Here is a 23,739-nt window from a genome sequence, read left to right on the forward strand (position 1 = left end):
TTCATAAAATTCGTTAAAGCCCTTACCGTTGGTAGGATTTTTGATAAAGAACGGGCGTACCAAGATCTTGTTTTATGAAGCCGAGCCAACTCTTATTGTTTTTTCACATACTCATTATTGTATTACTACTTTGTACACTGGGGAATGCCTGGATTCCACCTAATATATTAGGGAACTTAAATCTTCTTTCTCTTGGTTTTCCCTATCTGATAGTCTTGCATATTATCTTTACCCTGATCTGGATCTTTAAAAAGAAAAAAATCGCCCTTCTTTTTGCCACAAGTACTTTACTCTTTTACAATCCTGTAAGAAGATGGGTTAATTTTTCCCCGAAGTCTGAAAATCTTAGATCAATAAGAGATATTAAAGTATTGACTTTCAATGTGAAATACGGAAGCTTTGGCTGGAATAAAGTGAAGAAATATATACAAGACCAGAATGCGGATATTATTCTGGTTCAGGAAAGAGATACCAATACGGCTTTGAGGCAGGATATGGTAAAATACCCGACTGTAATTCTGAAAACGAAACATCGTATTGTAAGACAGGCAGAGCTGATAGAAGATAAATCCAGGGGAAACTCATTTTATGCAGATGTGGATATCCGCGGAAAGATTGTGAGAGTAGTCAATGTATATCTGGAACCATTCAGATTGCATAAATCAATGTTTGAATTTAAAGGATTGGGAAAACAAGGAAACAAGATCAATACTCTTCTTTCCCATATGATCCCGACATTCAAAGCCCACGAAGAACAGATAAAAAAGATCAGAAAGGCCATTGATCTTTCTCCTTATCCTGTAATTTTAGCCGGTGATTTTAATTCCGTTCCCAATTCTTATGAATATTATAGTTTGGGAAAAGACCTTCAGGATGCATTTTTAACCGCAGGAAACGGAAGTTCAAGCAGCTTTTACGATTATAAGGTACCTTTAAGAATCGATTATATTTTCACTTCAAAATCCATTATCCCTCTCAGCTATAAAGTAGACAATTCGGTAAAATTATCAGATCACTATCCGGTAATTGCAGAATTTCTGCTAAATTAGGACCCATGAAAAATGTATTATTTGCAAGTCTTATGGGGACTGTTTTATTCACGGGATGTTCAAAAAAAGAGCTGGTAGACAGAGATATTGCTCAGGAACTACACCCACATTATGATACAACGGCAATTGATTCTTTTTCTGCAGGAGCAACTTCCGTTGATATCGCGGAACAGATCAGGATGTCTTCTCAAAAATTTCAGGATTCTGTGAAGGAGGCGATACGTCTTCAGGAAGAGGAAAAGAAACTGAAAGAAGATCTGGAAAAAGAAAATAAAAAGAAAAAGGAAGAAGAAAAGAAGAAATCCGAAGAAGAGAAGGCGCAGCAAAAAGCAGCAGAAACTTCAGCTCCTGGTGATACCAAAACACAATAAAGATTTTTATTAAAACTTAAAAATAGAGAATATGAAAAAACACATTGTAACCACACTTATGCTTTCGGCACTAGCCGTATCTTGTACTAAAACAACAAAAACCGAAAAGGTGGAAAATCCTGACGGCTCTGTTACGACAACAACAACGACGACAACAGATGCAGAGATCATAGATACATCAAAGATCAATCAAGCCAAAGAAGATGTAAAAGCCAAAGTGGATGAGGCAGGAAATAAAATAGATAATGCCGCTCAGAAAACGAAAGAAGATCTTAACCAGGCCGGGAAAGATATTAAAACCGGAGCGAAAGAAGTTGGAAGCGATATAAAAGATGCAGCAGCAAAAGGAGCAGAGAAAGTAGAAGAGGGAGCTAAAAAATTAAAAGAAGATTTAAAAAAGTAAAAACAGAAACCGCAGAATCTACTGCGGTTTTTTATTTGTTCAGGTCCAGTAAAGGATCTATATACTCTCTGTCGTTACTTAATCTCGGAACCTTGTTTTGTCCTCCCAGCTTTCCTTTGGATTCCAGCCAGTTATAAAACAGATTAGGTTTGGCGATATGAACAATTGGTCTTTTCAACGTCATATTATTATATCTTTTGGCTTCATAATCGGAATTGATCGCTTTCAATTGCTGATCAAAAGTATCAATAAAACATTCCATGTTATCAGGTTTCCTGCTGAATTCAAAAATCCATTCATGAGCTCCGCTTTCATTTTCTTTCATAAAAACAGGAGCTCCGGTGAATTCCGTTATGGAAGCTCCGGTAGCTTCACAAGCTTTAGAAAGGGCGGATTCCACATTAGTAATCATCAGCTCCTCACCGAATGCGTTAATATAATGTTTCGTCCTTCCTGTAATTTTGATTCTGAAAGGATTGGTAGAAGTAAATATAACGGTGTCTCCTATCAGATATCTCCATAAGCCTCCATTGGTGGTAATTACCATGGCATAGTTTTTTCCCACTTCAACATCTTCAATATTTACTACCTTAGGATTCGCAAAATGGAATTGGTCCATCGGAATAAATTCATAGAAAATACCATAATCCAGCATCAGAAGCATCTCATCACTGTCTGATCTGTCCTGAATACCAAAAAAACCTTCGGAAGCATTATAAATTTCATAGTAATTGATGTTTTTCCCGATGATTTGCCTGTATTGTTCTCTATAGGGTTTAAAACTAATTCCACCATGGAAAAAAACCTCAAGGTTTGGCCACAATTCGGAAATATTTTTGATATCAGTTTCCTTTACAATTCTTTGTAAAAGAACCATCATCCAGCTTGGAACCCCCAAAATACTTCCTACATCCTCATTTTTAACTTCTGAAACGATCGCCTGCAATTTACTTTCCCACTCAGACATCAGGGAGACTTTTTTACTCGGAGTCGTGGTAATTTCAACCCAGAAAGGAAGATTATCGATCAGGATAGCCGAAAGATCTCCAAATTTGGTATTAAAATCGGCATACAATTCCGAACTGCCTCCCAAACGAAGATTCTTATTGGTGAAAAGCTGGTTTTCGGGGTGGTTGTTGGCGTAAATGGAAACCATGTCTTTTCCCGCCTTCATATGGCAGTATTCAAGGCTTTCAGCCGAGATAGGAATAAACTTACTCTTAGCATTCGTTGTTCCTGAAGATTTAGCAAAATGCTTGATGTAGCCCGGCCAGCTTACATCTTTTTGGCCTTGTCTGGCTTTTTCTATATACGGTTCAAAATCTTCATAGGCAACGATGGGAACCTTATTTTTAAAATCCTGATAGCTGGAAATAGAACTGAAACCGTATTTCCTGCCGTATTCCGTGTCTTCCGCATGAAATAACTGGGAAAAAAGGATCCCTTTTTGTGTTTCTACAGGATGATTCATGAAATTCTGTATCTGCTCTATCCTTTGACGGATAAACCAATTGACCACAGTATTGAAAAGTGCTTTCGTTGCCATTTTCAAATATAATGATATTTAACTTTTTAGAGAAAATTTTGCCATTGATAAATAAAAAAACCGCTACAATTCTGTAACGGTTTTTATGAAGGAATATTATTGATTAACAATATTCATCATAAGCGGCCTGAAGGTTGGCTGCAATAGCTCCTGCAGGATTTCCCTCAATATGATGTCTTTCCAGCATGTGAACCAATTCTCCGTCTTTAAACAGGGCTACGCATGGTGAGCTTGGAGGGAATGGAGCAAGATGTTTTCTTGCTTCTACCACAGCTTCTGTATCATAACCTGCAAAAACAGTTGTTAAATGATCAGGTTTTTTATCTCCTGTTAAAGAATAGATTACTCCCGGTCTTGCTGCTCCTGCAGCACATCCGCAAACAGAGTTGATTACTAATAGGGTGGTTCCTGACTGTTTTAATGCTTCTTCCACCTGTCCGGGTGTTGTTAAATCCTCGAAGCCTTTATCTGTAAGTTCAGCCTTCATCGGCATTACTAAATCTGTTGGATACATTTTTTGCTTTTTTAAATCTTGACAAAGTTAATCAATTATTTACTTTTCTTCAATTTATAAAAACTATCAATTTTATTTTAGAAATAGAATGAAAAACAACCTTAAATATCAATATGATATGCATAATTATTTTTTTTTAATAAAAAATTATGAAAAACTGAAAAAAAGTGTTAAATTTGAAATGATTCTAAAAGCAAATAACCACGGAAAAAACTATTCAACGTTTCCCTCAAATTAAATAGAGAGTTTATTAAATCTCTGTACACGAAAAATGAAGGCCGGAACCATTAGTTCCGGCCTTCTTTAATCAAATCGATATGCAAAGGTTGAATATCCGTGTTGGGGATCGAGATTCGTGTTACGTGGTTCAAATAAAATATTACAATATAATTTGAAACCCGGAACTCGCACCTCGACTATGAAAGCAGCTTTTTAGCCATTTCGGAAATGCTTTTTCCGTCGGACTTCCCTGCCAGTGTTTTTGAGGCGACTCCCATTACTTTTCCCAAATCTTTTATGGAATCAGAGGCAGTCTCTCCGATAATTTTTCTTATTTCAAGCTCCAGTTCCTGAGGCGTAAGCTGTTTAGGTAAAAACTGCTCGATCACTTTCATCTGGGCATCTTCCACTTCAGCCAGATCCTGTCTTCCCTGTGCGGTAAACTGCTCGTAAGAATCCTTACGCTGCTTGATCATTCTCTGTAAAATAGCAATTTCCTGCTCTGCCGAAACCTCTGCTCCTTTAGCTTCTGTCTTTAGAAGCAGGATCTGGGATTTCACAGCGCGTAGAGAATCCAGCGCAATTCTGTCTTTCTCTCTCATTGCTGTTTTTATAGCTTCGTTAATGGTATTTTCTAAGCTCATTTTTTAAAATTTAACAATGTATCAATGTAACAGTTTACCATTTGAAATACTTCGACAAGTTCAGTATGACATTTGTTATTGTTACATTGGTACATTTCTACATTGTTATACTATTTAGTCTACGTCTTTATTTAAAAATCTGTTTTCTCTGATCTGTATGGAACCATTGTTTTCAGAAAGGTATGTATTGATATTTTGGTCTGATGCATTAGTCCCGTCAATAGAAATATTTTTTCTTTTAAAAGCAGGAACAGATTCGAACTCGTTCACATTGTCGAAACTTTGGTAACGTGAATTGAATTCTTTCAGTTTATTTCTTCTTTCCATTACTTTCTCCTGGTCAATCGATTTATTCACAAACGTGAATTCATTTTCTGCAGACTTTGGAGTTTCAATTTCCGTTTTATTTTCAAAAACAGGCTTTTCTTCGGCTTTCGGTTCTTCTTTTACCGGCTGGAAAAAAGCTTCCGTTTTCTGAACCGGTTCTTCTACAACAGGAGCAGGAGTCGTGAAGTCTGCTTTTGGCTCATGAACAGGCTCATTGACAAAGAAGCTGAATTCGATAGGCTTTTCTTCCTCATAAGTGTTGGTGAAAGTATTGGTTGAAGGTTCTTCCTTTTGGCCCTCCGTTTCAAATGAAAAGGATTGGATTTCCAAATCGGTCTCTTCTTCTGCTTCTTCATCAAAAGAGAATAAATTAAAAGCCTCCTGTTGAGGTTCTGCTTCATTTCTCCAGCTTTGTTCAGGATTGTTTACCGTATCTTCCTCTCTATCAAAGAATTTGATTTCTGTGGTAACCTCTTCTTCCTCAACAATCATTTTTTTTTCAGTAGACGTCACCTTGAATTGTGGCGTTTCCTGATCTTCATCGTCTAATCTGAAAAGATTTTTTCCTCCGAAATCGGAAGTAGGCTCGGAAGCGATTTCTCTTTCTTCTCTTGTTTTGAATGGCGATGCTTTTGGAGTATCTAGGGCATCATTCAAGCCTATTCTGATTTTCTCAGTGGTCCCTGAAAATTTTTGATTGTCATTGGAAAAACCCGTAGCGATAACAAGAACACTTACAGAATCTCCTAATTCTTCATCGGAACCCACCCCGAAAATGATATCTGCAGTATTTCCCGCTTCTTTCTGGATATGATCCATAATGATACCGATTTCATCCATGGTTACTTCTTCTGCACCACTTCTGATCAGTAACAGTACATTTTTGGCACCGGTGATCTTATTATCATTCAATAATGGAGAATCCAATGCTTTTTTCACGGCTTCTTCAGCTTTGTTTTCACCTGAAGCGGTTCCTGTAGACATTAAGGCAGTTCCTGAATTCTGAAGTACTGATTTAGCATCTCTAAAGTCGATGTTTACATCAAAGTAACCGGTGATAACTTCTGCCATTCCTTTTGCGGCATTGGTCAATACTTCATCGGCCTTTGAGAATCCCTGTTTGAAGCCAAGGTTTCCGAATTGCTGTCTCAGCTTATCGTTATTGATGACAATTAATGAATCGACATTGTTTCTTAGTTTATCAAGACCATTTTCAGCTTGTTCCAGTCTTCTTTTACCTTCGAAGCTGAATGGCACCGTAACAATACCTACCGTTAGGATTCCCATATCTTTTGCTACTTTAGCAATAACAGGGGCCGCGCCGGTTCCGGTTCCACCACCCATTCCTGCGGTAATGAAAACCATTTTGGTATTCTGGCCCATAGCCGCTTTGATCTCTTCGATGCTTTCGATCGCTGATTTTTCTCCTACTTCAGGATCAGCTCCAGCACCAAGACCTTCTGTGATGGTGGTTCCCAGCTGAACTTTATTGGAGACCGGGTTATTATCCAGTGTCTGCGCATCCGTATTACAGATGACGAAATCAACACCGTGAATCCCTTTTTCGTACATGTGCTTTAGCGCGTTGTTACCACCGCCTCCAACACCAATTACTTTTATGATTGATGAATTTCCTTTTGGCAAATCAAATGAAAACCCCTGTGTTCCTATATTTTCCATAACTATATTTTTTATAATTATAATTGATAATTGATTGATGATAATTGATAAGGAAAAAATCATTTATCGCTTATCACTCATCATTTATAATTTTACTCTACTTCTTCAAAGAATTTTTTAACTTTTTCCATTAGTGACTGCCCGAAAGTTAACCTTGCCGCTTTTTTGTTATCATGATGCTCACTAACAATTTCCTGTTCCTGAACCGGAGCTTGCTGAGCAACCGTATTGGCTTCAGAGGCTACTGCCGTTTCTGGCTGAGGTTTTTCCTGAGCCGGTTCTTCAACGTCTACCGTCTGTTTTTTGTCTCGGATTTTTAAACTTTCCATCAATAATCCAATAGAAGTTGCAAATTCAGGACCTTTCAGATACTGGTTTTTATCGTTGGCAACATATTCGTTGGCAAAACCTATTCTGCTGTCGAAACCTGTTGTATAATTGGCAAGCTGACGAAGGTGCTTCAAATTAGAACCACCACCGGTCAGAACAATTCCTGCAATCAGTTTTTTCTTTTGTTCGAAAGCGCCGTAAGCTTTTAATTCCGTATTTACCATTTCAAGGATTTCCTCCACTCTGGCATTGATGATCTGCGCTAAAGTTTTAAGGGAAATTTCTTTATCCGGTCTTCCGTGAAGTCCGGGAATGGTTACGAATGTGCTGTCTTTTTCTAACTCAGGAACGGCAGAACCGAATTTTACTTTCAGTTGTTCCGCATGTTTCTCGATAATAGAACAGCCTTCTTTGATATCTTCAGTTATAATTCCTCCTCCGTAAGGGATTACACAGGTATGGCGGATGATATTGTCTTTAAAGATAGCAATATCCGTAGTACCACCACCAATGTCTACAATGGCAACTCCTGCCTCTTTTTCTTCTTTGGTAAGAACGGCTTCTGAGGATGCTAATGGTTCTAATGTAAGGGCTTCCATTTCCAATCCGGCTTCTCTTACACATCTTGCAATGTTCCGGATACTGCCCATTTGCCCAACAACGACGTGGAAGTTGGCTTCTAAACGTTTTCCGTGCATACCGACAGGCTCCTGGATCTCACCTTCAGAGTCTACCTTATATTCCTGAGGAAGAACATGGATAATTTCTTCACCGGGAAGCATCACCAGTTTTTTCACCTGATCTTTTAATGCTTCAATGTCATCATCTGTGATAAATTTGTCCGGATTTTCACGCATAATATAATCAGAGTGCTGGAGTGAACGGATGTGTTTTCCTGCAATACCTACCGTTACTTTACGGATAGGAACTCCAGCGCTGGACTGTGCTTCAGCCACAGCAGCTTTGATTGAATTAATGGTTTGTGAAATATTATTCACAATACCTTTGTGAACCCCAAGACTTTTGGCCTTTCCAACACCGAGAATTTCTATTTTCCCGTGTGCATTCCTCCTTCCGACAATCGCGACAATCTTCGTTGTCCCGATGTCCAGACCTACTGAATACTCTTGATTTTCCATTGTATAACGATTTGATTTTTTATTCTATTTTAATTTTTGCTTTAGGCTTCGCAGCCGGCTTTTTCTCACTTGTTTTTTTTATTTCTTTTGGTTTTGTGACCGTTTTTGGTTTTGTGCTTTCTTTTGGCTTGGATGAAGTAGCTTTTTTAGGAACCGTTGTTTTCTTCACTTCCGCCATTTTGGGTTTGGTGTCTGTTTTTTTGACAGTCGCCGGAGCCGCAACATTTGCCGCCAATTCTTTATGTCCTGCTTTTAAAATGCTGTCGTTTTCTTTAAAATAAGGGTTTAAGGTTGTGACAATCTGATTCTGGTACTTTACAGAAACCATGCTGTACTTTTGAGGGTCCTGGTAAACAAGATATTTCTCTACAAATTCTTTAAATCCTTTTACTTTAAATTCAATATTATCTAAATCTCCGATCTCCACTTTATAATTCCCTTCACTGGTAAGAAGATTATAATCTTCTTTATCTTTTGAAATCCCGATGAAGTATTTTTTACTGAAATCATCTTTATCGATTTTTTCGACCAACTCAGCCAGTTTTGCATACTCTGATGATTTCACATCACCCGTTACCAACATGCATGGGTGTGAATAGGTTTTTGAAATCGGGAATTCTACGCCTTTTCCGTCTACATAGAAGTCTTTTCCATTTTTATTCAATCTGAAAACAGGGACTCTTTGCTTGATATCAAGATTGAGCTTTCCATTCAGATTCAAATAGACATTCGCACTGTCAACCGCAGGAAGTGCATTAATCTTTTTTTCCAGGACAGGTATATTAAGATCCCCCACCTTTCCGGAAGGGTTTTCTTTCTTTACAATTTCTTTGATGTCTTTTTCATCAATGAAATACACCGGCGTTTTTTCATTCATTTTTACAGAAATCTTGTTATCCGTAATCTTCTGGCCACTGAACCTCTTCAATGAGAAGCTCAGCAGAAGTCCTAGAATGATTATTGTGATAACAATTTTTAATATTCTGTATTTATTTTTCATATTTTTTTGTATTCATGTACTGATATATAATGTATTCATGAATTTTATCTCACGCATACGTTATTACATTACTACTTTTTACATTTCATTCAACCACTTATGGATAGGATCATATAAGGTGTCTATGTTTCCTGCTCCTACCGTAAGAAGAATATCAAATTCTTTTTCTTTTATTTTTTCAAAAGCATCGGATAATGTTGATACTTCTTTTTTATCTAAAGTCACTTTATCTAATAGCCAGCTAGATGTAATTCCTTCAAAATTTTCCTGAAGCTCTCTTGCGGGGTAAATATCAAGCAAGATCAATTCATCAGCTTTGCTTAAGCTTTCCGCAAAACCGTCTGCAAAATCTCTGGTTCTGCTGAACAAATGCGGCTGGAATACTACCAAAAGCTTTTTATCAGGATAAAAAGTCCTGATTGAACCCATTACGGCATTGATTTCGGTCGGATGATGCGCGTAGTCATCAATATATATTTTGCCGCTTTGATAAATATGTTTGGTATATCTTCTTTTAATTCCTTTAAAATTGGCAATGGCCTTTTTCAATGTTTCAAAGTCTACTCCTAAATTGTGAAGGATAGCCAAAGCAACGGTTGCATTTTCCACATTGTGAATTCCCGGGATTTCCCAGATAAAATCTTTTACGGTTTCGGTTGGCGTATGAAAATCAAAATAGATCTTATCATAATCCATTCTAAGGTTGTCGGAATAATAATCCGCTTTCTCATTTACGGCGTAGGTTCTATGATCCCTGCCGATTTCGATTCCTTTACGGATAAACAACTGTTTACTGTCCGGAACTAATGAGGCAAACTGTCTGAATCCTTCTTCAATATGGTTTTTATCCCCGTAAATATCCAGGTGGTCTGCATCTGTGGAAGTCACTACAGCCCAATCCGGAGAAAGGTTTAAGAAACTTCTGTCGTATTCATCCGCCTCTACTACAGAATAGGTTGAACCGTTATATAAAAAGTTCGATTTAAAGTTTTCAGAAATACCGCCTAAAAAACATGAAAACGGAAGGTTGGCTTCTTTACATAAATGGGAAACAAGGGTAGACGTGGTTGTTTTACCATGTGTTCCTGCCACCGCAATACAATCTGTATTCTCCGTAATTAACCCTAAAACTTTTGCCCGTTTTAAAACTTCAAATTGATGTTTATTGAAGTAATCTAAAATCCCCAGCACCTTAATGGCAGGCGTGTAGATTACTAATGTGTTCTCTTTTTGAAGGGATGTTATTCTTTCATCTGTAAGATCTTCGAAAACAATATCAATACCCTCATTCATCAGTTCCTGAGTGAGTTTGGTGTTGGTCTTGTCATACCCCAACACTTTTTTACCGGAGGCATTGAAATAGCGTGCCAAAGCACTCATTCCGATCCCTCCGATCCCAACGAAATAAAAAGTATGATATGTTTCTAAAATTTTCATGTTCTGCTATTGTAATATTTTCTGTTCTTTATCCAAATCCAGTGCATCACCTACGTATAAACCGAATTCAGAAAGGGAATCTTCAAGCGATTCATATGTAAATCCATATTTTATCCAAAAAGAGTATTGAAACATGGCTTTCTGTTTTTCCTCCACATATACTACGCTAAACAAAGGTATCCTGTCATTAACCATTTCTATATACTCTCTGATTTTATCTTTACTTGCAGAGGTATTGACAAGAATATTGGTGGAGTAGTATATCACCTGCTTTTTAACATCAACATCCAGAAAAACATCGGCGTTGTTTTTTGTTTTCACCTCAATATACTTCGGAGTTTCTTCCACAATAGTATATCCTTTACTCTTAAGATATGATGCTACACCAGAAAGCTTAAAATCTGCCGGCTTCACAAGGGTTTGTGCATTCCATAGATGAGCAAAAAAGCCAATCATAAGCAGTATTAAAAATCTTGTTTTCATATTCATGGTTCTAGTTTTTATATTGTATTAAAAATCTCATCTACAATTTCCTTCGCTGCATTCGGCTTGGCAAAATAGAGCAGATTTTTAGACATGTCTTTTCTTATGGTTTCATTTTCACAGATTTCCTCCAGGGTTTCCCAGAATTTGATCTGCATTTCAGAGTCTTTTACCATTTTTGCGGCATGTTTTTCTACCAGATTCATGGCATTTTTTGTCTGATGATCTTCCGCTGCAAAAGGAAATGGCACCAATAAGACAGGTTTCTGTGCAACGGCCAACTCTGAAATGGCAATGGCTCCGGCCCTTGAAACAATAACATCTGCTGCAGAATAAGCGAGTTCCATTTCTTTGATAAATTCAAGAACCTGTATATTTCTGTTATCAATGTCTTTCGTTTCTTCAATAATATCTTTATAATCCAGTTTCCCTGTTTGCCAGATCAGCTGATACTCTTTACTGATAATGTCATTTAAATGTGCCTTCCAGGCATTATTCAATGTTCTTGATCCTAAAGACCCCCCAACGGAAAGTATGGTAAGCCTGTCTTTATTAAGACCCATTTTTTCTTTTGCAATGGTAGTTTCCGTCATTCCCGAAACAATATTTTCCCTGATCGGGTTTCCCAGGAACTTTATCTTTTCATTAGGGAAACCTTCTACTTTCGGATATGCGGTAAATACAGCCTTTGCCTTTTTGCTCAGAATTTTATTGGTAACTCCTGCGTGGGCATTCTGTTCCTGAATAAAAATCGGGATTCCAAGTCTGCTGGCTTCATATAAAGCAGGGCCGCTTGCAAAACCTCCTGTTCCTATCGCTAGATCGGGAGCAAATTCTTTAATGATCTTTTTGGATCTGGATAAGCTTTTCAGAATCTTGAAAGGTAATCCTAGGTTGGATAGAAGATTTCCTCTGTCGATCCCTGCAATATCGATTCCTTCGATCTTATAGCCTGCCTGCGGAACTTTTTCCATTTCCATTTTTCCGTTGGCTCCGATGAACAAAAATTCGGTATCAGGAAATCTTTTTCTGATCTCATCCGCAATAGCGATGGCCGGGAAGATATGTCCTCCTGTTCCTCCGCCGGATAGTAATACTTTCAATTTTTTGCTCATCTTACTTTCTTGTGTTTATGCGATATCGTTTATTTCTGCAACACTTTGCTTTTTCCCCATTCCTTCTTCATCATATATCTGGATTCTGGAACTTACGTTCAGAATAATTCCTAACTGTATATAGGTTACCAACATGGATGTTCCTCCATAGCTTATTAATGGCAACGGCTGTCCTGTTACCGGGATCAGGTTCACAGCAACGGCAATGTTTACCGAAAGCTGTATGAAGATCATTACACCGAGACTGAGAACAAGCAGCGACCCGAAAAATGCGGGCATTTTACTGGCTATCATCACGATCCTGATCATCATGATCAGGTACAGACTGATCAGAAAGGCTGCTCCAATTAATCCGTATTCTTCCACAATAATGGCGAAAATGAAGTCGGAGGCAGATTGCGGCAGCATTTGCTTTAAAGCACTTTTTCCAGGTCCCATGCCTGTGATTCCACCATGAACGATGGCTGCTTTTGCCTGCATTACCTGATAATTTTTGGCTTTTACGCTTTCGTCATCTACATCTGCCGTTTTTGCTTTACTTGAGGTAAATGTTTCTATACGGCTCATCCATGTATGAACACGGTTTCCGCCGATTAAATTGGTGTTTAATGCGATAACTAAGAATAGAACTATAGCAATAAATGAGGCGGAAATAAAGCCTGCAATGTACTTCCAGTGAAGTTGTCCAATGACTAGAACGACTACGGAAACCATTAAGATCATTAACGCTGTAGAACCATTATCTTTTGCCACTAACACAAAAACAAGCAGGATAGGTCCGAAGATGTACATGATATTCTCAATCGGGAGCCTTTCCCTGGTTATTTTCTTTGTCAAATACCTGCATAGGTAAATAACCAACATCAGGAATGCAAAGGACGATGGCTGGAAGGAAATAGGTGTTCCCGGAATTTTCAGCCATCTGGAAGCACTGGCTCCGTCAATCGTCTGTCCCGTAAACATGGTTACCACGAGAAGTAAAATCATCAATCCGAGCAGAATGCTGCTGAGTTTGCCGATATATTCATATTTCACGGTTCCTACCAGTCTCATAATTCCTAAACCAAGAAGCACAAAGAACATGTGTTTGATAACGTGACCGGTTGTGGTCCCGTTATTAACAATATATTCCAGATTCGAACTTGCAGAATATACAGGGAAGATGGAGAAAATGGAGATCACAAGAATGACCATCCAAAGTACTTTATCGCCCTTTAGAAATTCAAATCTGCTTTCTGTGTTCTGTTCGTCCATATGTTTGTATTCATGTATTGATGTACAATGTATTCATAATAAAAAAGCCATTGATACACCTCTACTTTTTACATTTATTTTAATACTTGCTCTTTAAACTGATTGCCTCTGTCCTGATAATTTTTGAATAAATCAAAACTTGCGCAACAAGGGGATAATAAAACAGTATCTCCGTTTTTGGCAATAGATTTTGATACTCTTACTGCTTCTTCCATACTGGAAGTATCATAAATAAACTCTTTTTTATCTTTAAAGAAGTCTATAATTTTTTGGTTATCAATTCCCAAGCAAACAATAGCTTTTACTTTTCTTTTAACCAGATTCTCGATTTCCGAGTAATCGTTTCCTTTATCCTGTCCTCCCACAATCCATACTGTCGGAGTTTTCATGCTTTCTAAGGCATAATAGGTTGCGTTTACATTGGTGGCTTTACTGTCATTGATATATTTTACTCCATCAATTTCAGTTACAAACTCCAGTCTGTGTTCTACTGCCTGGAACGTCATTAATGAATTCCTGATGCTTTCATTGTTGATTTCCAATATTTTACCTGCAATAGAAGCGGCTAAGCTGTTGGCAACATTATGGTTTCCTAATAATGATAGTTCATCAATTTTCATGGAGAATTCATCTTTCAGTTTTACCACGATCTTGTCATCATCAACAAATGCTCCTTCAGACACCATTTCTTTGGTTGAAAAAGGAATCATTTTGGCTTTGATTTCCAGTTTTTCCAGGATTGTTTTGCTCATTTCATCATCTTTGTTGTAGATGAAGAAGTTATCATTCTCCTGGTTTTCAGCTATTCTGAACTTTGCCAATGCATATTCTTCGTAGTTGTAATTGTACTGATCCAAATGATCCTGTGACAAGTTCAGCAGTAAAGAAATATAAGGTCTGAAATTCTGAATATCATCTAGCTGGAAAGAGCTTACTTCCAATACATAATATTCAAAGTTTTCGTCAGCAACCTGTTTGGCAAAGCTGTATCCGATGTTTCCTCCTAAACCTACATTCAATCCGTCATTTTTCAGGATGTAGTAGATCAGAGAGGTAGTTGTTGTTTTTCCGTTGCTTCCTGTGATCGCAATAATTTTAGCATTCGTGAACTCCGAAGCAAATTCAATTTCAGAGGAAAGCCTGATCCCCTTCTGATGAATTTTATGAATGATATCTGCTTTTTTCGGAATTCCGGGACTTTTTACGATCCAGTCTGCATTTAAAATTCTTTCTTCATTGTGGTTTTCTTCTTCAAACTCAATGTCATTGTCTACCAAAAACTGCTTATAGTTATCTTTAATGGCTCCCTTGTCTGAAAGAAATACTTCCAAACCTTTCTTTTTCGCCAGATATGCAGCTCCGCAGCCACTTTCTCCACCTCCTAAAACAACTATTTTCATATTTTTCTTTGATTTAATGATCGAAAGATTTCAAAATTTAAATTATTAAATCTTTCAATTTTTAAATTAACTTATCTCATTTTCAATGTAATAAGACATACAATAGCCAACATTACACCGATGATGATCATCCTGTTTACGATTTTACTTTCGTGAAATCCTTCTTTCTGATAATGGTGATGTAATGGTGACATCTTAAACAATCTATTGTTTTGGGCATATTCCAGCCCGTATTTTTTCTTTCTATATTTGAAAACCGCTACCTGAAGCATTACAGATATGTTTTCTATTAAGAAGATTCCGCACAGAACAGGAATCATTAATTCTTTTCTCAAAATAATCGCTAAAACGGCAATTACTCCTCCCAACATCAAGCTTCCCGTATCTCCCATGAACACCTGTGCAGGATAGGTATTGTACCAGAAAAAGCCGATTACCGCACCAACCATCGCTACCACAAAAATGGTGGTTTCCCCCATGTTCGGGAGGAACATAATATTGAGGTAATCTGCAAAGATGATGTTCCCTGAAACATAGGCGAAAAAGGCCAATGCGAGGAGGATGACTGTACTTGTTCCCGCTGCAAGACCATCAATTCCGTCGGTAATATTGGCTCCGTTGGAAACAGCGGTTACAATGAAGATAACGATAGGAATGAAAACAATCCAGGCCCATTCATGAGCATCTTTATCATTCATCCAGAATAGAATTCCACTGTAATCGAACTCGTTATTTTTAGCAAAAGGAACTGTGGAAACAGTGATTTTTTCTGTAGGCATAAAGTTCTGCTCCACATTATTTCTGTTTACCACTTTGGCATCCGCATATTTTCTTTTAACCGTAATATCGGGATGGAAATACATGGTAACTCCGACAATTAAGCCTAATCCAACTTGTCCTACAATTTTGAATTTCCCGCTTAATCCGTCTTTATTTTTCTTGATCTTTTTCAGATAATCATCCAGGAATCCAATGGCTCCCATCCAAAGAACTGATACAAGCAACAGAACAATATACACATTGGTAATCCTTGTAAACAGCAAAACCGGGATAATAGTGGCCAAAATAATGATCAATCCTCCCATCGTAGGAGTTCCTTCTTTCTGCTTTTGGCCTGCTAATCCAAGATCACGGACCAATTCTCCCATTTGTTTTGTTCTAAGGTAATTGATGATTCTTTTACCGTATACAAGAGCTATGGTCAAAGACAAAAGAACTGCCATTCCGGCACGGAAGGAGATGTATTTCAACATTCCCATTCCCGGAATATGAATTCCCTGACTTGTTAAATATTCGTATAAGTAGTATAACATGCTCTTTTTTTGATTTAAAGATTTAAATGATTTAAGAATGTAAGATTCTAGGCTCTTTCAATATTCTCGGTTAAATATTTAATGAAGTTTGATATATTAGAAGAAATTTCCCTTGACAGGTTTATTATTTCTTCTGCTTTATTCTGGTCTCCTAGTCTTAATCTTTTGCTCACAATCATCATACTTCTAACTTCGGCACAGCTGCCTTTTGCTATTTTTAAATATTTTATAAACTGTCTGTTATTATTATATTCCGAACCTTGCAATATTGTTTGATATTGAAAAGCCGGCTCTTTTTATTTGATTATTAAATTCAAATTCTTTTTCAAAATTTTTAGCTTCAAGAAAATGATAAACCTTTTCAATCAAATCTAAACTCCTGAGATAAACAGGGAACTCTTCAAAATTTTTTGTCATCCTTGAATTTTTAAATGTTTAAATAGTTCAATGTTTAAATCATTTCATTTGCTCATTAATTTCCAAAGCTCATTAATTACTTCTTTATCGTCAAAATGGTGTTTTACGCCATTAATCTCCTGATAGTTTTCGTGGCCTTTTCCGGCAACCAAAACAATATCTTTCGGTTCTGCAAACTTGATCGCCATTTTTATGGCTTCTCTTCTGTCCGGAATTGAAGTGTATTTGCTGAAGTTCTGAGGTTCAACGCCTGCTTCAATTTCTTTTATAATCTGTGCCGGATCTTCTGTTCTCGGATTATCTGAAGTGATGATCGCCAATGTTGATTTTTTAGTGGCAATATTTCCCATTTCAGGCCTTTTGGAATGATCCCTGTCTCCCCCGCATCCGAAAACTGTGATCAGTCTTTCGTTTTTAGTTCTGATATCATTAATGCTGTCCAGGATGTTTTCCAATGCATCCGGAGTATGTGCATAATCTACAATGAAGAAAATTCCGCCATCCGATTTGAAGGTTTCAAATCTTCCGGAAACTCTTTTTAATTTGCTGATCGCCTGAAGGATTTCATCATGTTCAAAACCCAGTTCAGAGGCAATTCCAAATACCAATAATAGATTGTAAACATTGAACTTTCCTGTCAAGGTAGTCCAGAACTCTTTTCCGTTGAAATTCAACAGCATTCCGTTGAAATCCACTTCCAGAAGTCTTCCGTGATAATCCGCCATGGTCTTCAAAGCATAAGAAACTTTCTTTGCTTTTGTATTCTGAAGCATAATGGCACCATTCTTATCATCAATATTGGTAATAGCTACAGCTGTTTCATCTAGCACATCGAAAAATCTTTTCTTCGTTTTCAGATATTCATCAAAAGTTTTGTGATAATCTAAATGATCATGGGTAAGATTGGTAAATCCTGCCACCTGGAAGTGTAATCCTTCGATTCTGTTTTGAGCAATTCCGTGGGAGCTTACTTCCATGAAGGCATACTCACAACCTTCATAAACGGCTTTTGCTAAAATTTTATTGATGGTGATAACATCCGGAGTTGTGTGAGTGGCTGGAATAATTTCGTCACCAACTCTTATTTCTACGGTGGAAAGCAACGCAGAATTGTACCCTAAATTTTTGAAAACATCAAATAATAAGGTGGAAACGGATGTTTTTCCGTTGGTTCCCGTAACTCCGATCAATTTTAACTGTTCGGAAGGGTTTCCATAAAAATTGGAAGCCAACTGGCCTAAAGCTTTTGATGAATCTTTTACCTTTACATAAGTAACATTTTCATTCAAGTTTTCAGGAAATTCTTCACAAACAATTGCTTTGGCTCCTTTTTCAACAGAAGATGCAATAAATGAATGTCCATCCACCACCGTTCCTCTCATTGCGATGTAAAGAGAGTTTTCCGTAACCTTTCTGCTGTCGAAAACCAATTCGGAAACCTCACGGGTATTGTCACCGTGGATTTCTAAAGTTGGGATTCTATTTAATAATTCAATTAATTGCATTGCTGTGATGCTTTATCTTTTAATTCTGTAGAGATAAATAAATTCTCTGATTTTTACTGATGACAGTGCCCTCCAGCGGGAATTGTTCTTTAATTCTTCCTACTCCTCTGTAGTCGACGCGATATCCAAGGTTTTCCAACTGCGGAATTACATTTTTACCGATTAAGCCTACTACATTGGGCATTTGTTTATTGTTTACTGCTACTTTCACATTAGGCTCAACCATTTTGTTAAGGTTTACCTTTTTGTCAACCAGCATTTCTCTTTCAATATTCTGAGGTGTTTTCAGGAATGTTTTTCCTGCGATTTCTTTAAACACCGGTGCAGAAACTGTTCCTCCGTAAAACCCTTTAGCTGTATTCGGCTCACTGATCATTACATAACAGGTGTACTTCGGATTGTCTGCGGGATAGAATCCTGCGAAGGAAGCACGATACTTCATGGGTCCCGGAAGCCAGTATTCAAATCTTGCGGTTCCTGTTTTTCCTGCCATTTTCAGATTAGGAGTGAAGATACTTTTTGCGGTTCCTTTTTCCACGGCTTTCGTTAATGCGCTGGTCATCATTTTGATGGCTTTTTCAGATGCCATTTTGTTGACCATAACTTCAGGTTTTGCGACATACATTACTTTTCCGTCTTTCATGATTTTATCAATGAATAGGGGCTTCAGCATTTTACCACCGTTAGCAACCCCGTTATAGAATGTTGTGAGCTGTAATAAGTTAATGTTGGATGAATATCCGTAAGCAATAGAAGCTAATGTTGCCGCATTCCATCTTTTATTTTCAGGAGTCACGATTTTGGGCTTTGTGATTCCCGGAAGTTCAATATCCATTTTATCAAATAGCTTCCAACGTTTTAGGTGATCGAGAAATATCTGCGGCTTTTCTGCATAATATTTGGTAATCAGCTTGGCTGTTCCTACATTACTGGATTTTGCCAATACGTCACTGATATCGTAAGTTCCGCCACCATGGCCATCTGAAATTCTTTGTTTGGCATACGTCCATACCCCGCCTCCTACATTTACGGTCGTATTTTCATCAATAAAACCGTCATCCATTGCGGCTAAAAGCGAAATGGTTTTAAATGTTGATCCCGGTTCAATATTATCTTTTAGGGCATAGTTGTAGGAATCAACATATTCTCCTTCTTCTGTTCTTTTTAAATTGACCATTGCCCGGACCTTTCCTGTGGCCACTTCCATTACAATTACGGTTCCGTGTTTTGCCTCAAAATTGATCAGCTGTTTTTCAAGGGCGGAATGTGCAATGTCCTGAATCCTAAGATCTAAAGTGGTATAGACATCTTCACCGTCTATAGGTTCCTGGACTTTCCAGTAATCGATTGGTTTCCACTGTGAAGAGTTGATTCTCTGCTCTAGTCTTTTTCCGTCTGTCCCTGTTAAGTATTTTGAGAAAGCTCCCTCCAGCCCTGCTTTAAGGTCACCGTTGTCTATTCCGATGGTTCCGGCTCCGATTTCCGAAGTAGCCAATTCCCTTTTGTAATTCCTGTCGACAATGAAACCGCCTTTATTTTTACCTCTTTTAAAGATCGGGAACTTTCTGATTCTGTCGTACTGATCGAAATCCAACCCTCTGGCTAGGGAATAGTATTGGTTTTTCTTTTTTCTTTGCTCGTCAAATTTTTTTCTGAATTCAGCCCTTGGCTTTCCGAACATTTTGCTTAACGAATCCGTTAAAGCTCCGATATTGTTGGTATAAACAGTATCCTTTATGGTTTTGAAATCCAAATAGATATCGTAGCGCATTACCGTTGTTGCCAAAATAGAGCCATCAGAAGCATATAAATTCCCACGGGCCGCTTTTAAAGTGGCTTCACGGTAATTTTTATTGATATAATCATCTTTTATTTCCTGCACATTGGTGTTCTGAAGAATAATGATTCTTCCCAAAAACATGACAAACACGCACAAAGCCACCACTGCGAAGAGGTAGCCCCATCTTAACGTTTTTTTACGTTTGTTATCGTATTCATTTTGCTTTTGCATCTGTACTATCTAATTTTATCAGCAGTTTGTGGGGATGATTTTCCAATGTCATTAAGGAATCTTCCGCCACTTCTTTCCCTAACTCCGATTCCATTTTTACTTTGATCAGCTTACTCTGCGCATAAGCGTTTCTCGATTTATATTCTTCTGTTTCTTCTTTTAGTGCATTGACGATCTTGATCTTTTTATTAACCAAATGGTTACTGTAGATCATGGCCATCATCAATATGAACAACAGTAAAAAATACTTGTAATGTATTTTTACTTCATCACGGTTCAGAAAGTTTCCTTTTATAATATCTATAAAAGTGAGTTTTTTCTGAGGGCGGTATGTTGTTCTTTTTGCCAACGCTTTGTTTATAATTGATTAATGATAAAGGATAATTAATATCGCTTATCATTGATGATATATCATTATACTTTAATTCCTGTTCTCATTTTTGCACTTCTTGCTCTGGAGTTTTCTTCAATTTCCTTATCATCAGGAATGATGGCTTTACTCTTCAGCAGCTCAAATGCTTTTTTATAATTTCCGTAGATATCTCTTTCGGGCTCTCCTTCGAACATGCCGTTCTTTAAAAATCTTTTTACCAGACGGTCTTCCAAAGAGTGGTAAGAGATCACTACTAATCTTCCTCCCGGTTTTAACACTCTGTAAGCCTGAACCAGCATTTCTTTCAACACTTCAAGCTCTTGGTTAACTTCAATTCTTATTGCCTGAAAAAGCTGTGCATAGAATTTGTTAACCTTATGAGGGGGGATATAACTGAACAGTTTTTTTAAATCCTCCGTTGTTTCTATACTTTTTGTTTTTCTGTGATGAACAATTTCTCTTGCCAGCTTTCTCGCTTCTCTTAGTTCTCCGTAATGGTAGAAAAGATCAGCCAGTTCTTCTTCTTCATATTCATTGATCACTCTTTTCGCATCGAGGCTTTGCATGACGTTCATTCTCATGTCCAAAGGAGCATTGCTTCTTGTGGAAAATCCTCTGTCTGCTTCATCAAACTGATGAGACGATACGCCAAGATCTGCGAGAATTCCGTCTACTCCGGAAACTCCATACATTAATAGAGAGTTTTCAAGGAATCTGAAATTCTGATTAACCAAAGTAAATCTTGGATCATCGATGGTATTTTTAAGAGCGTCTAAATCCTGATCAAAACTGTATAGCCTTCCTTTATCTGAAAGCCTGTTCAGTATTTCTCTTGAATGGCCTCCGCCTCCGAAGGTGCAGTCCACATATATTCCGTCTGGATTCGTCACCAAATCATCTACACTTTGCTTCAACAAAACGGGATTATGATACATGTTTTAGTTTGTGTTTTTCGCTTTTTTTAATTAGCGTGTTATTCTTCATCAAAAGAGCCCATTACATCTTCGGCAAGGCTTGCAAAATCGGCTTCATTGGTAGAAATTACCTTTTCATAGGCGTCTTTGTCCCAAATTTCAAATAATTCTCCTGCACTGGTAACCACAATATCTTTCTGAAGATTTGCAAAGTGGGTGAGGTCTTTTGAAATCTGTAATCTTCCAGCATTATCCAACTCTACTGTTTTTACTCCTGCCGTAAACATTCTTATGAAATCAGCATTCTTTTTAATGAATCTGTTCAGTTTATTAATTTTGTCCATCAGTTTATCCCATGCTTTCATAGGGTACACTTCAAGACAGGGCTGGAACACGGAGCGTTTTACCACAAAAGCCTTATCTTCAAAGTTCTCCATCTGCTTCGTCAGCGATGAAGGTACTTTCAAGCGACCTTTGTCGTCTATTTTACACTCATATGTTCCGATGAAATTCTTCATTTGGGACAAATTTATATAAATATTTCCAAAATTTCCCACTTTTTCCCACTTTTTGACTTAATGTTAATAAGTTTTATCAAGACTTAAGTGTTTGGAATGTAAGTGTTTGATTGTTCGGGCCTTGTAGATGCTGTTATTTAGCCCATAACAAAAAGGTTTTGAAAAAAAGTACCTAAAAGAACATTATTATATTATTTTTATTTTAAATTAGGGATATCAAAATATTTTTGAGGTTTAATTTGTATTTTTGCAAGGCTTTATTAAAGCATTTTTATGATATTTAGTACAAAAAAAGAAAAGAAATTTACCTTTATAGAGGCAGGAGAGGGACATCCATTGGTGCTGTTGCACGGACTAATGGGTGGTTTGAGTAATTTCGATAAGATGGTGCATTTTTTTTCAGAGAGAGGATTTAAGGTGTATGTCCCTCAATTACCGATCTATGATTTACCTGTACTTAACACGAATCTTACCACTCTTGCAAAATATATCATCAAGTTTATTGAAGCTCATGTTTCCGGACCGGTAACTATTGTAGGAAATTCAATGGGGGGTCATGTGGGCCTTATTTTAACTTTGGCGAGACCGGATCTTGTTAAAAATCTTGTCCTTACCGGAAGCTCAGGTTTATATGAAAGAACTTTCGGGGACAGTTTTCCAAGAAAAAATGACAGATCTTATATAAGGAAGAAAACAGAGGAGGTTTTTTATGACCCGTCTGTAGCTACTGAAGATCTGGTAGATGAGGTTTTCAATGTGGTGAATGACAGGATGAAGGGGATTAAAACTGTGATGTTAGCAAGAAGCGCCATTAAACACAATATGCTGAATGATTTGCCTAAGATTACATGTCCTACATGTATCATTTGGGGAAAACAGGATAATGTAACACCTCCGGAAGTGGCGGAAGATATGCATAAGTTTATTCCGAATTCGGATCTGTTCTGGATTGATAAATGTGGTCATGCAGCCATGATGGAAAAACCAGATGAGTTCAATGAAATTCTTTACCACTGGTTAAAAGATAAAATATAAAAAGATGATAGGAGGTAAATTTTACTTCCTATTTTATTTACAATGATATTGAAGTTTCCTTTTTTAATTCTGTTTTTCTTTCTAAGCACTACAATGAGTGCTCAGAAAGAAGCCTGGTTGGTAGGAACCATTAAAGATTGTAAGACAGGGAATTATAATCCGGAACAAAAAAGCATAAAAATATTTGACGGAGACCGGGAAGTTGATTTTATCAATGAAGGATTCGGGGCATTTTATGCTAAAAATATGGAAATGAAAGCCTATTCAGTTCAGTATGAGAATATTTTTGGACAAACGGTAGTTAAAAATGTGAATTTAACGGAAGGCAATAATTTTATTGACTTTTGTCTTGATTATTTTGTGGAGCCAGATATCACTACTTTCGTTTCATCGGTTAATAAATCTGATCCTTTAAAAATAAGCTTTAAAGGGGTTTCAGCTACGAATGTAAATGAACAAAATGCTGTTTTTTACTATAAAGGAAATGACCTTTGGGCTGATTTCAGGAATGAAAGTGGAAGTTTTTCAAAAAAGATAAAACCGGAGATTTTCAAAAAATTAATGATATCGGAAAAGAAAGCTACAGCAGCGGTAGTTTTAAAAGATGAGAGTTCTGATTATAAAAATGTATATACTTTTGAGCTGGGCAATAAGAAAAAGCAAATCATCAATTGTTATATAGATGATTGGAATTTTTACGGCGATTTATTTATTACGATATTTGGAGAATTAAAATAGTAAA

22 protein-coding genes and 1 pseudogene are annotated in these 23,739 nt (G+C 37.2%); 5 read left to right on the forward strand and 18 right to left on the reverse strand.

From position 1 onward, the window contains the following. Window positions 1-74: 74 nt before the first annotated feature. The 3 genes from BCF58_RS15045 to BCF58_RS15055 are packed head-to-tail and all read left to right on the forward strand — an operon-like array spanning window position 75 to window position 1,823. Complete coding sequence (locus BCF58_RS15045; RefSeq protein ID WP_121462622.1) at window positions 75-1,049, forward strand: endonuclease/exonuclease/phosphatase family protein; 975 nt, start codon at window positions 75-77, stop codon at window positions 1,047-1,049. A gap of 5 nt (window positions 1,050-1,054) precedes the next feature. After that, window positions 1,055-1,420, forward strand: coding sequence for a hypothetical protein (locus tag BCF58_RS15050; RefSeq protein WP_121462623.1), 366 nt, complete (start codon window positions 1,055-1,057; stop codon window positions 1,418-1,420). 31 nt (window positions 1,421-1,451) lie between these two features. After that, entirely contained in the window at window positions 1,452-1,823 is a 372-nt protein-coding gene (locus BCF58_RS15055; RefSeq protein ID WP_121462624.1) for a hypothetical protein, read from the forward strand. 31 nt (window positions 1,824-1,854) lie between these two features. Here the strand turns inward: BCF58_RS15055 and BCF58_RS15060 are convergent, their stop codons facing one another. From BCF58_RS15060 to mraZ, 18 genes and pseudogenes are all read right to left on the reverse strand, one after another. After that, window positions 1,855-3,369, reverse strand: coding sequence for a GH3 auxin-responsive promoter family protein (locus tag BCF58_RS15060; RefSeq protein ID WP_121462625.1), 1,515 nt, complete (start codon window positions 3,367-3,369; stop codon window positions 1,855-1,857). 103 nt (window positions 3,370-3,472) lie between these two features. After that, a complete protein-coding gene (locus BCF58_RS15065) occupies window positions 3,473-3,883 on the reverse strand; it encodes a BrxA/BrxB family bacilliredoxin (protein ID WP_121462626.1) in 411 nt (136 codons plus the stop codon). 416 nt (window positions 3,884-4,299) lie between these two features. Further along, window positions 4,300-4,746, reverse strand: coding sequence for a GatB/YqeY domain-containing protein (locus BCF58_RS15070; protein WP_121462627.1), 447 nt, complete (start codon window positions 4,744-4,746; stop codon window positions 4,300-4,302). A 114-nt stretch (window positions 4,747-4,860) separates the two neighbouring features. Continuing rightward, window positions 4,861-6,753 (reverse strand): cell division protein FtsZ, encoded by a 1,893-nt coding sequence (ftsZ, locus tag BCF58_RS15075; RefSeq protein WP_121462628.1) that lies wholly within the window; start codon window positions 6,751-6,753, stop codon window positions 4,861-4,863. Between the two features lie 92 nt (window positions 6,754-6,845). Then, on the reverse strand, window positions 6,846-8,222 hold the full coding sequence (ftsA, locus tag BCF58_RS15080) for a cell division protein FtsA (protein ID WP_121462629.1): 1,377 nt from the start codon (window positions 8,220-8,222) through the stop codon (window positions 6,846-6,848). A 19-nt stretch (window positions 8,223-8,241) separates the two neighbouring features. Beyond that, window positions 8,242-9,222 carry a cell division protein FtsQ/DivIB gene (locus BCF58_RS15085; RefSeq protein ID WP_121462630.1) on the reverse strand — a complete coding sequence of 327 codons (981 nt, stop codon included), beginning with the start codon at window positions 9,220-9,222 and terminating at the stop codon, window positions 8,242-8,244. A 78-nt stretch (window positions 9,223-9,300) separates the two neighbouring features. Continuing rightward, a complete protein-coding gene (gene murC, locus BCF58_RS15090) occupies window positions 9,301-10,659 on the reverse strand; it encodes a UDP-N-acetylmuramate--L-alanine ligase (protein ID WP_121462631.1) in 1,359 nt (452 codons plus the stop codon). Window positions 10,660-10,665: 6 nt separating this feature from the next. Next, window positions 10,666-11,142 carry a hypothetical protein gene (locus BCF58_RS15095; protein WP_147462070.1) on the reverse strand — a complete coding sequence of 159 codons (477 nt, stop codon included), beginning with the start codon at window positions 11,140-11,142 and terminating at the stop codon, window positions 10,666-10,668. A 17-nt stretch (window positions 11,143-11,159) separates the two neighbouring features. After that, window positions 11,160-12,257 (reverse strand): undecaprenyldiphospho-muramoylpentapeptide beta-N-acetylglucosaminyltransferase, encoded by a 1,098-nt coding sequence (gene murG, locus BCF58_RS15100; protein ID WP_121462633.1) that lies wholly within the window; start codon window positions 12,255-12,257, stop codon window positions 11,160-11,162. 15 nt (window positions 12,258-12,272) lie between these two features. Beyond that, window positions 12,273-13,511, reverse strand: coding sequence for an FtsW/RodA/SpoVE family cell cycle protein (locus BCF58_RS15105; RefSeq protein ID WP_121462634.1), 1,239 nt, complete (start codon window positions 13,509-13,511; stop codon window positions 12,273-12,275). A 74-nt stretch (window positions 13,512-13,585) separates the two neighbouring features. After that, window positions 13,586-14,911, reverse strand: a complete 1,326-nt coding sequence (gene murD / locus BCF58_RS15110) for a UDP-N-acetylmuramoyl-L-alanine--D-glutamate ligase (protein WP_121462635.1) — start codon at window positions 14,909-14,911, stop codon at window positions 13,586-13,588. Window positions 14,912-14,982: 71 nt separating this feature from the next. Next, entirely contained in the window at window positions 14,983-16,224 is a 1,242-nt protein-coding gene (gene mraY / locus BCF58_RS15115; RefSeq protein WP_121462636.1) for a phospho-N-acetylmuramoyl-pentapeptide-transferase, read from the reverse strand. Between the two features lie 47 nt (window positions 16,225-16,271). Further along, window positions 16,272-16,641, reverse strand: a pseudogene (locus tag BCF58_RS17710) (four helix bundle protein). A 44-nt stretch (window positions 16,642-16,685) separates the two neighbouring features. Beyond that, a complete protein-coding gene (locus BCF58_RS15125) occupies window positions 16,686-18,146 on the reverse strand; it encodes a UDP-N-acetylmuramoyl-L-alanyl-D-glutamate--2,6-diaminopimelate ligase (RefSeq protein ID WP_121462637.1) in 1,461 nt (486 codons plus the stop codon). A gap of 19 nt (window positions 18,147-18,165) precedes the next feature. Beyond that, window positions 18,166-20,157: a penicillin-binding transpeptidase domain-containing protein gene (locus BCF58_RS15130; protein ID WP_121462638.1), complete on the reverse strand. Its 1,992-nt coding sequence runs from the start codon at window positions 20,155-20,157 to the stop codon at window positions 18,166-18,168. Then, complete coding sequence (locus tag BCF58_RS15135) at window positions 20,141-20,506, reverse strand: FtsL-like putative cell division protein (protein ID WP_121462639.1); 366 nt, start codon at window positions 20,504-20,506, stop codon at window positions 20,141-20,143. The genes BCF58_RS15130 and BCF58_RS15135 overlap by 17 nt, the downstream gene beginning before the upstream one ends. A gap of 65 nt (window positions 20,507-20,571) precedes the next feature. After that, window positions 20,572-21,465, reverse strand: coding sequence for a 16S rRNA (cytosine(1402)-N(4))-methyltransferase RsmH (gene rsmH, locus BCF58_RS15140; protein WP_121462640.1), 894 nt, complete (start codon window positions 21,463-21,465; stop codon window positions 20,572-20,574). Window positions 21,466-21,503: 38 nt separating this feature from the next. Further along, window positions 21,504-21,962, reverse strand: coding sequence for a division/cell wall cluster transcriptional repressor MraZ (gene mraZ, locus BCF58_RS15145; RefSeq protein WP_121462641.1), 459 nt, complete (start codon window positions 21,960-21,962; stop codon window positions 21,504-21,506). Between the two features lie 273 nt (window positions 21,963-22,235). On the opposite strand from mraZ, the gene BCF58_RS15150 reads away from it, so the two are divergent. Then, window positions 22,236-22,997: an alpha/beta fold hydrolase gene (locus BCF58_RS15150; protein WP_121462642.1), complete on the forward strand. Its 762-nt coding sequence runs from the start codon at window positions 22,236-22,238 to the stop codon at window positions 22,995-22,997. Window positions 22,998-23,090: 93 nt separating this feature from the next. Then, window positions 23,091-23,735, forward strand: coding sequence for a hypothetical protein (locus tag BCF58_RS15155; protein WP_121462643.1), 645 nt, complete (start codon window positions 23,091-23,093; stop codon window positions 23,733-23,735). Window positions 23,736-23,739: the final 4 nt, after the last annotated feature.

This window comes from Chryseobacterium defluvii (assembly GCF_003634775.1).
Lineage (GTDB): Bacteria > Bacteroidota > Bacteroidia > Flavobacteriales > Weeksellaceae > Chryseobacterium > Chryseobacterium defluvii.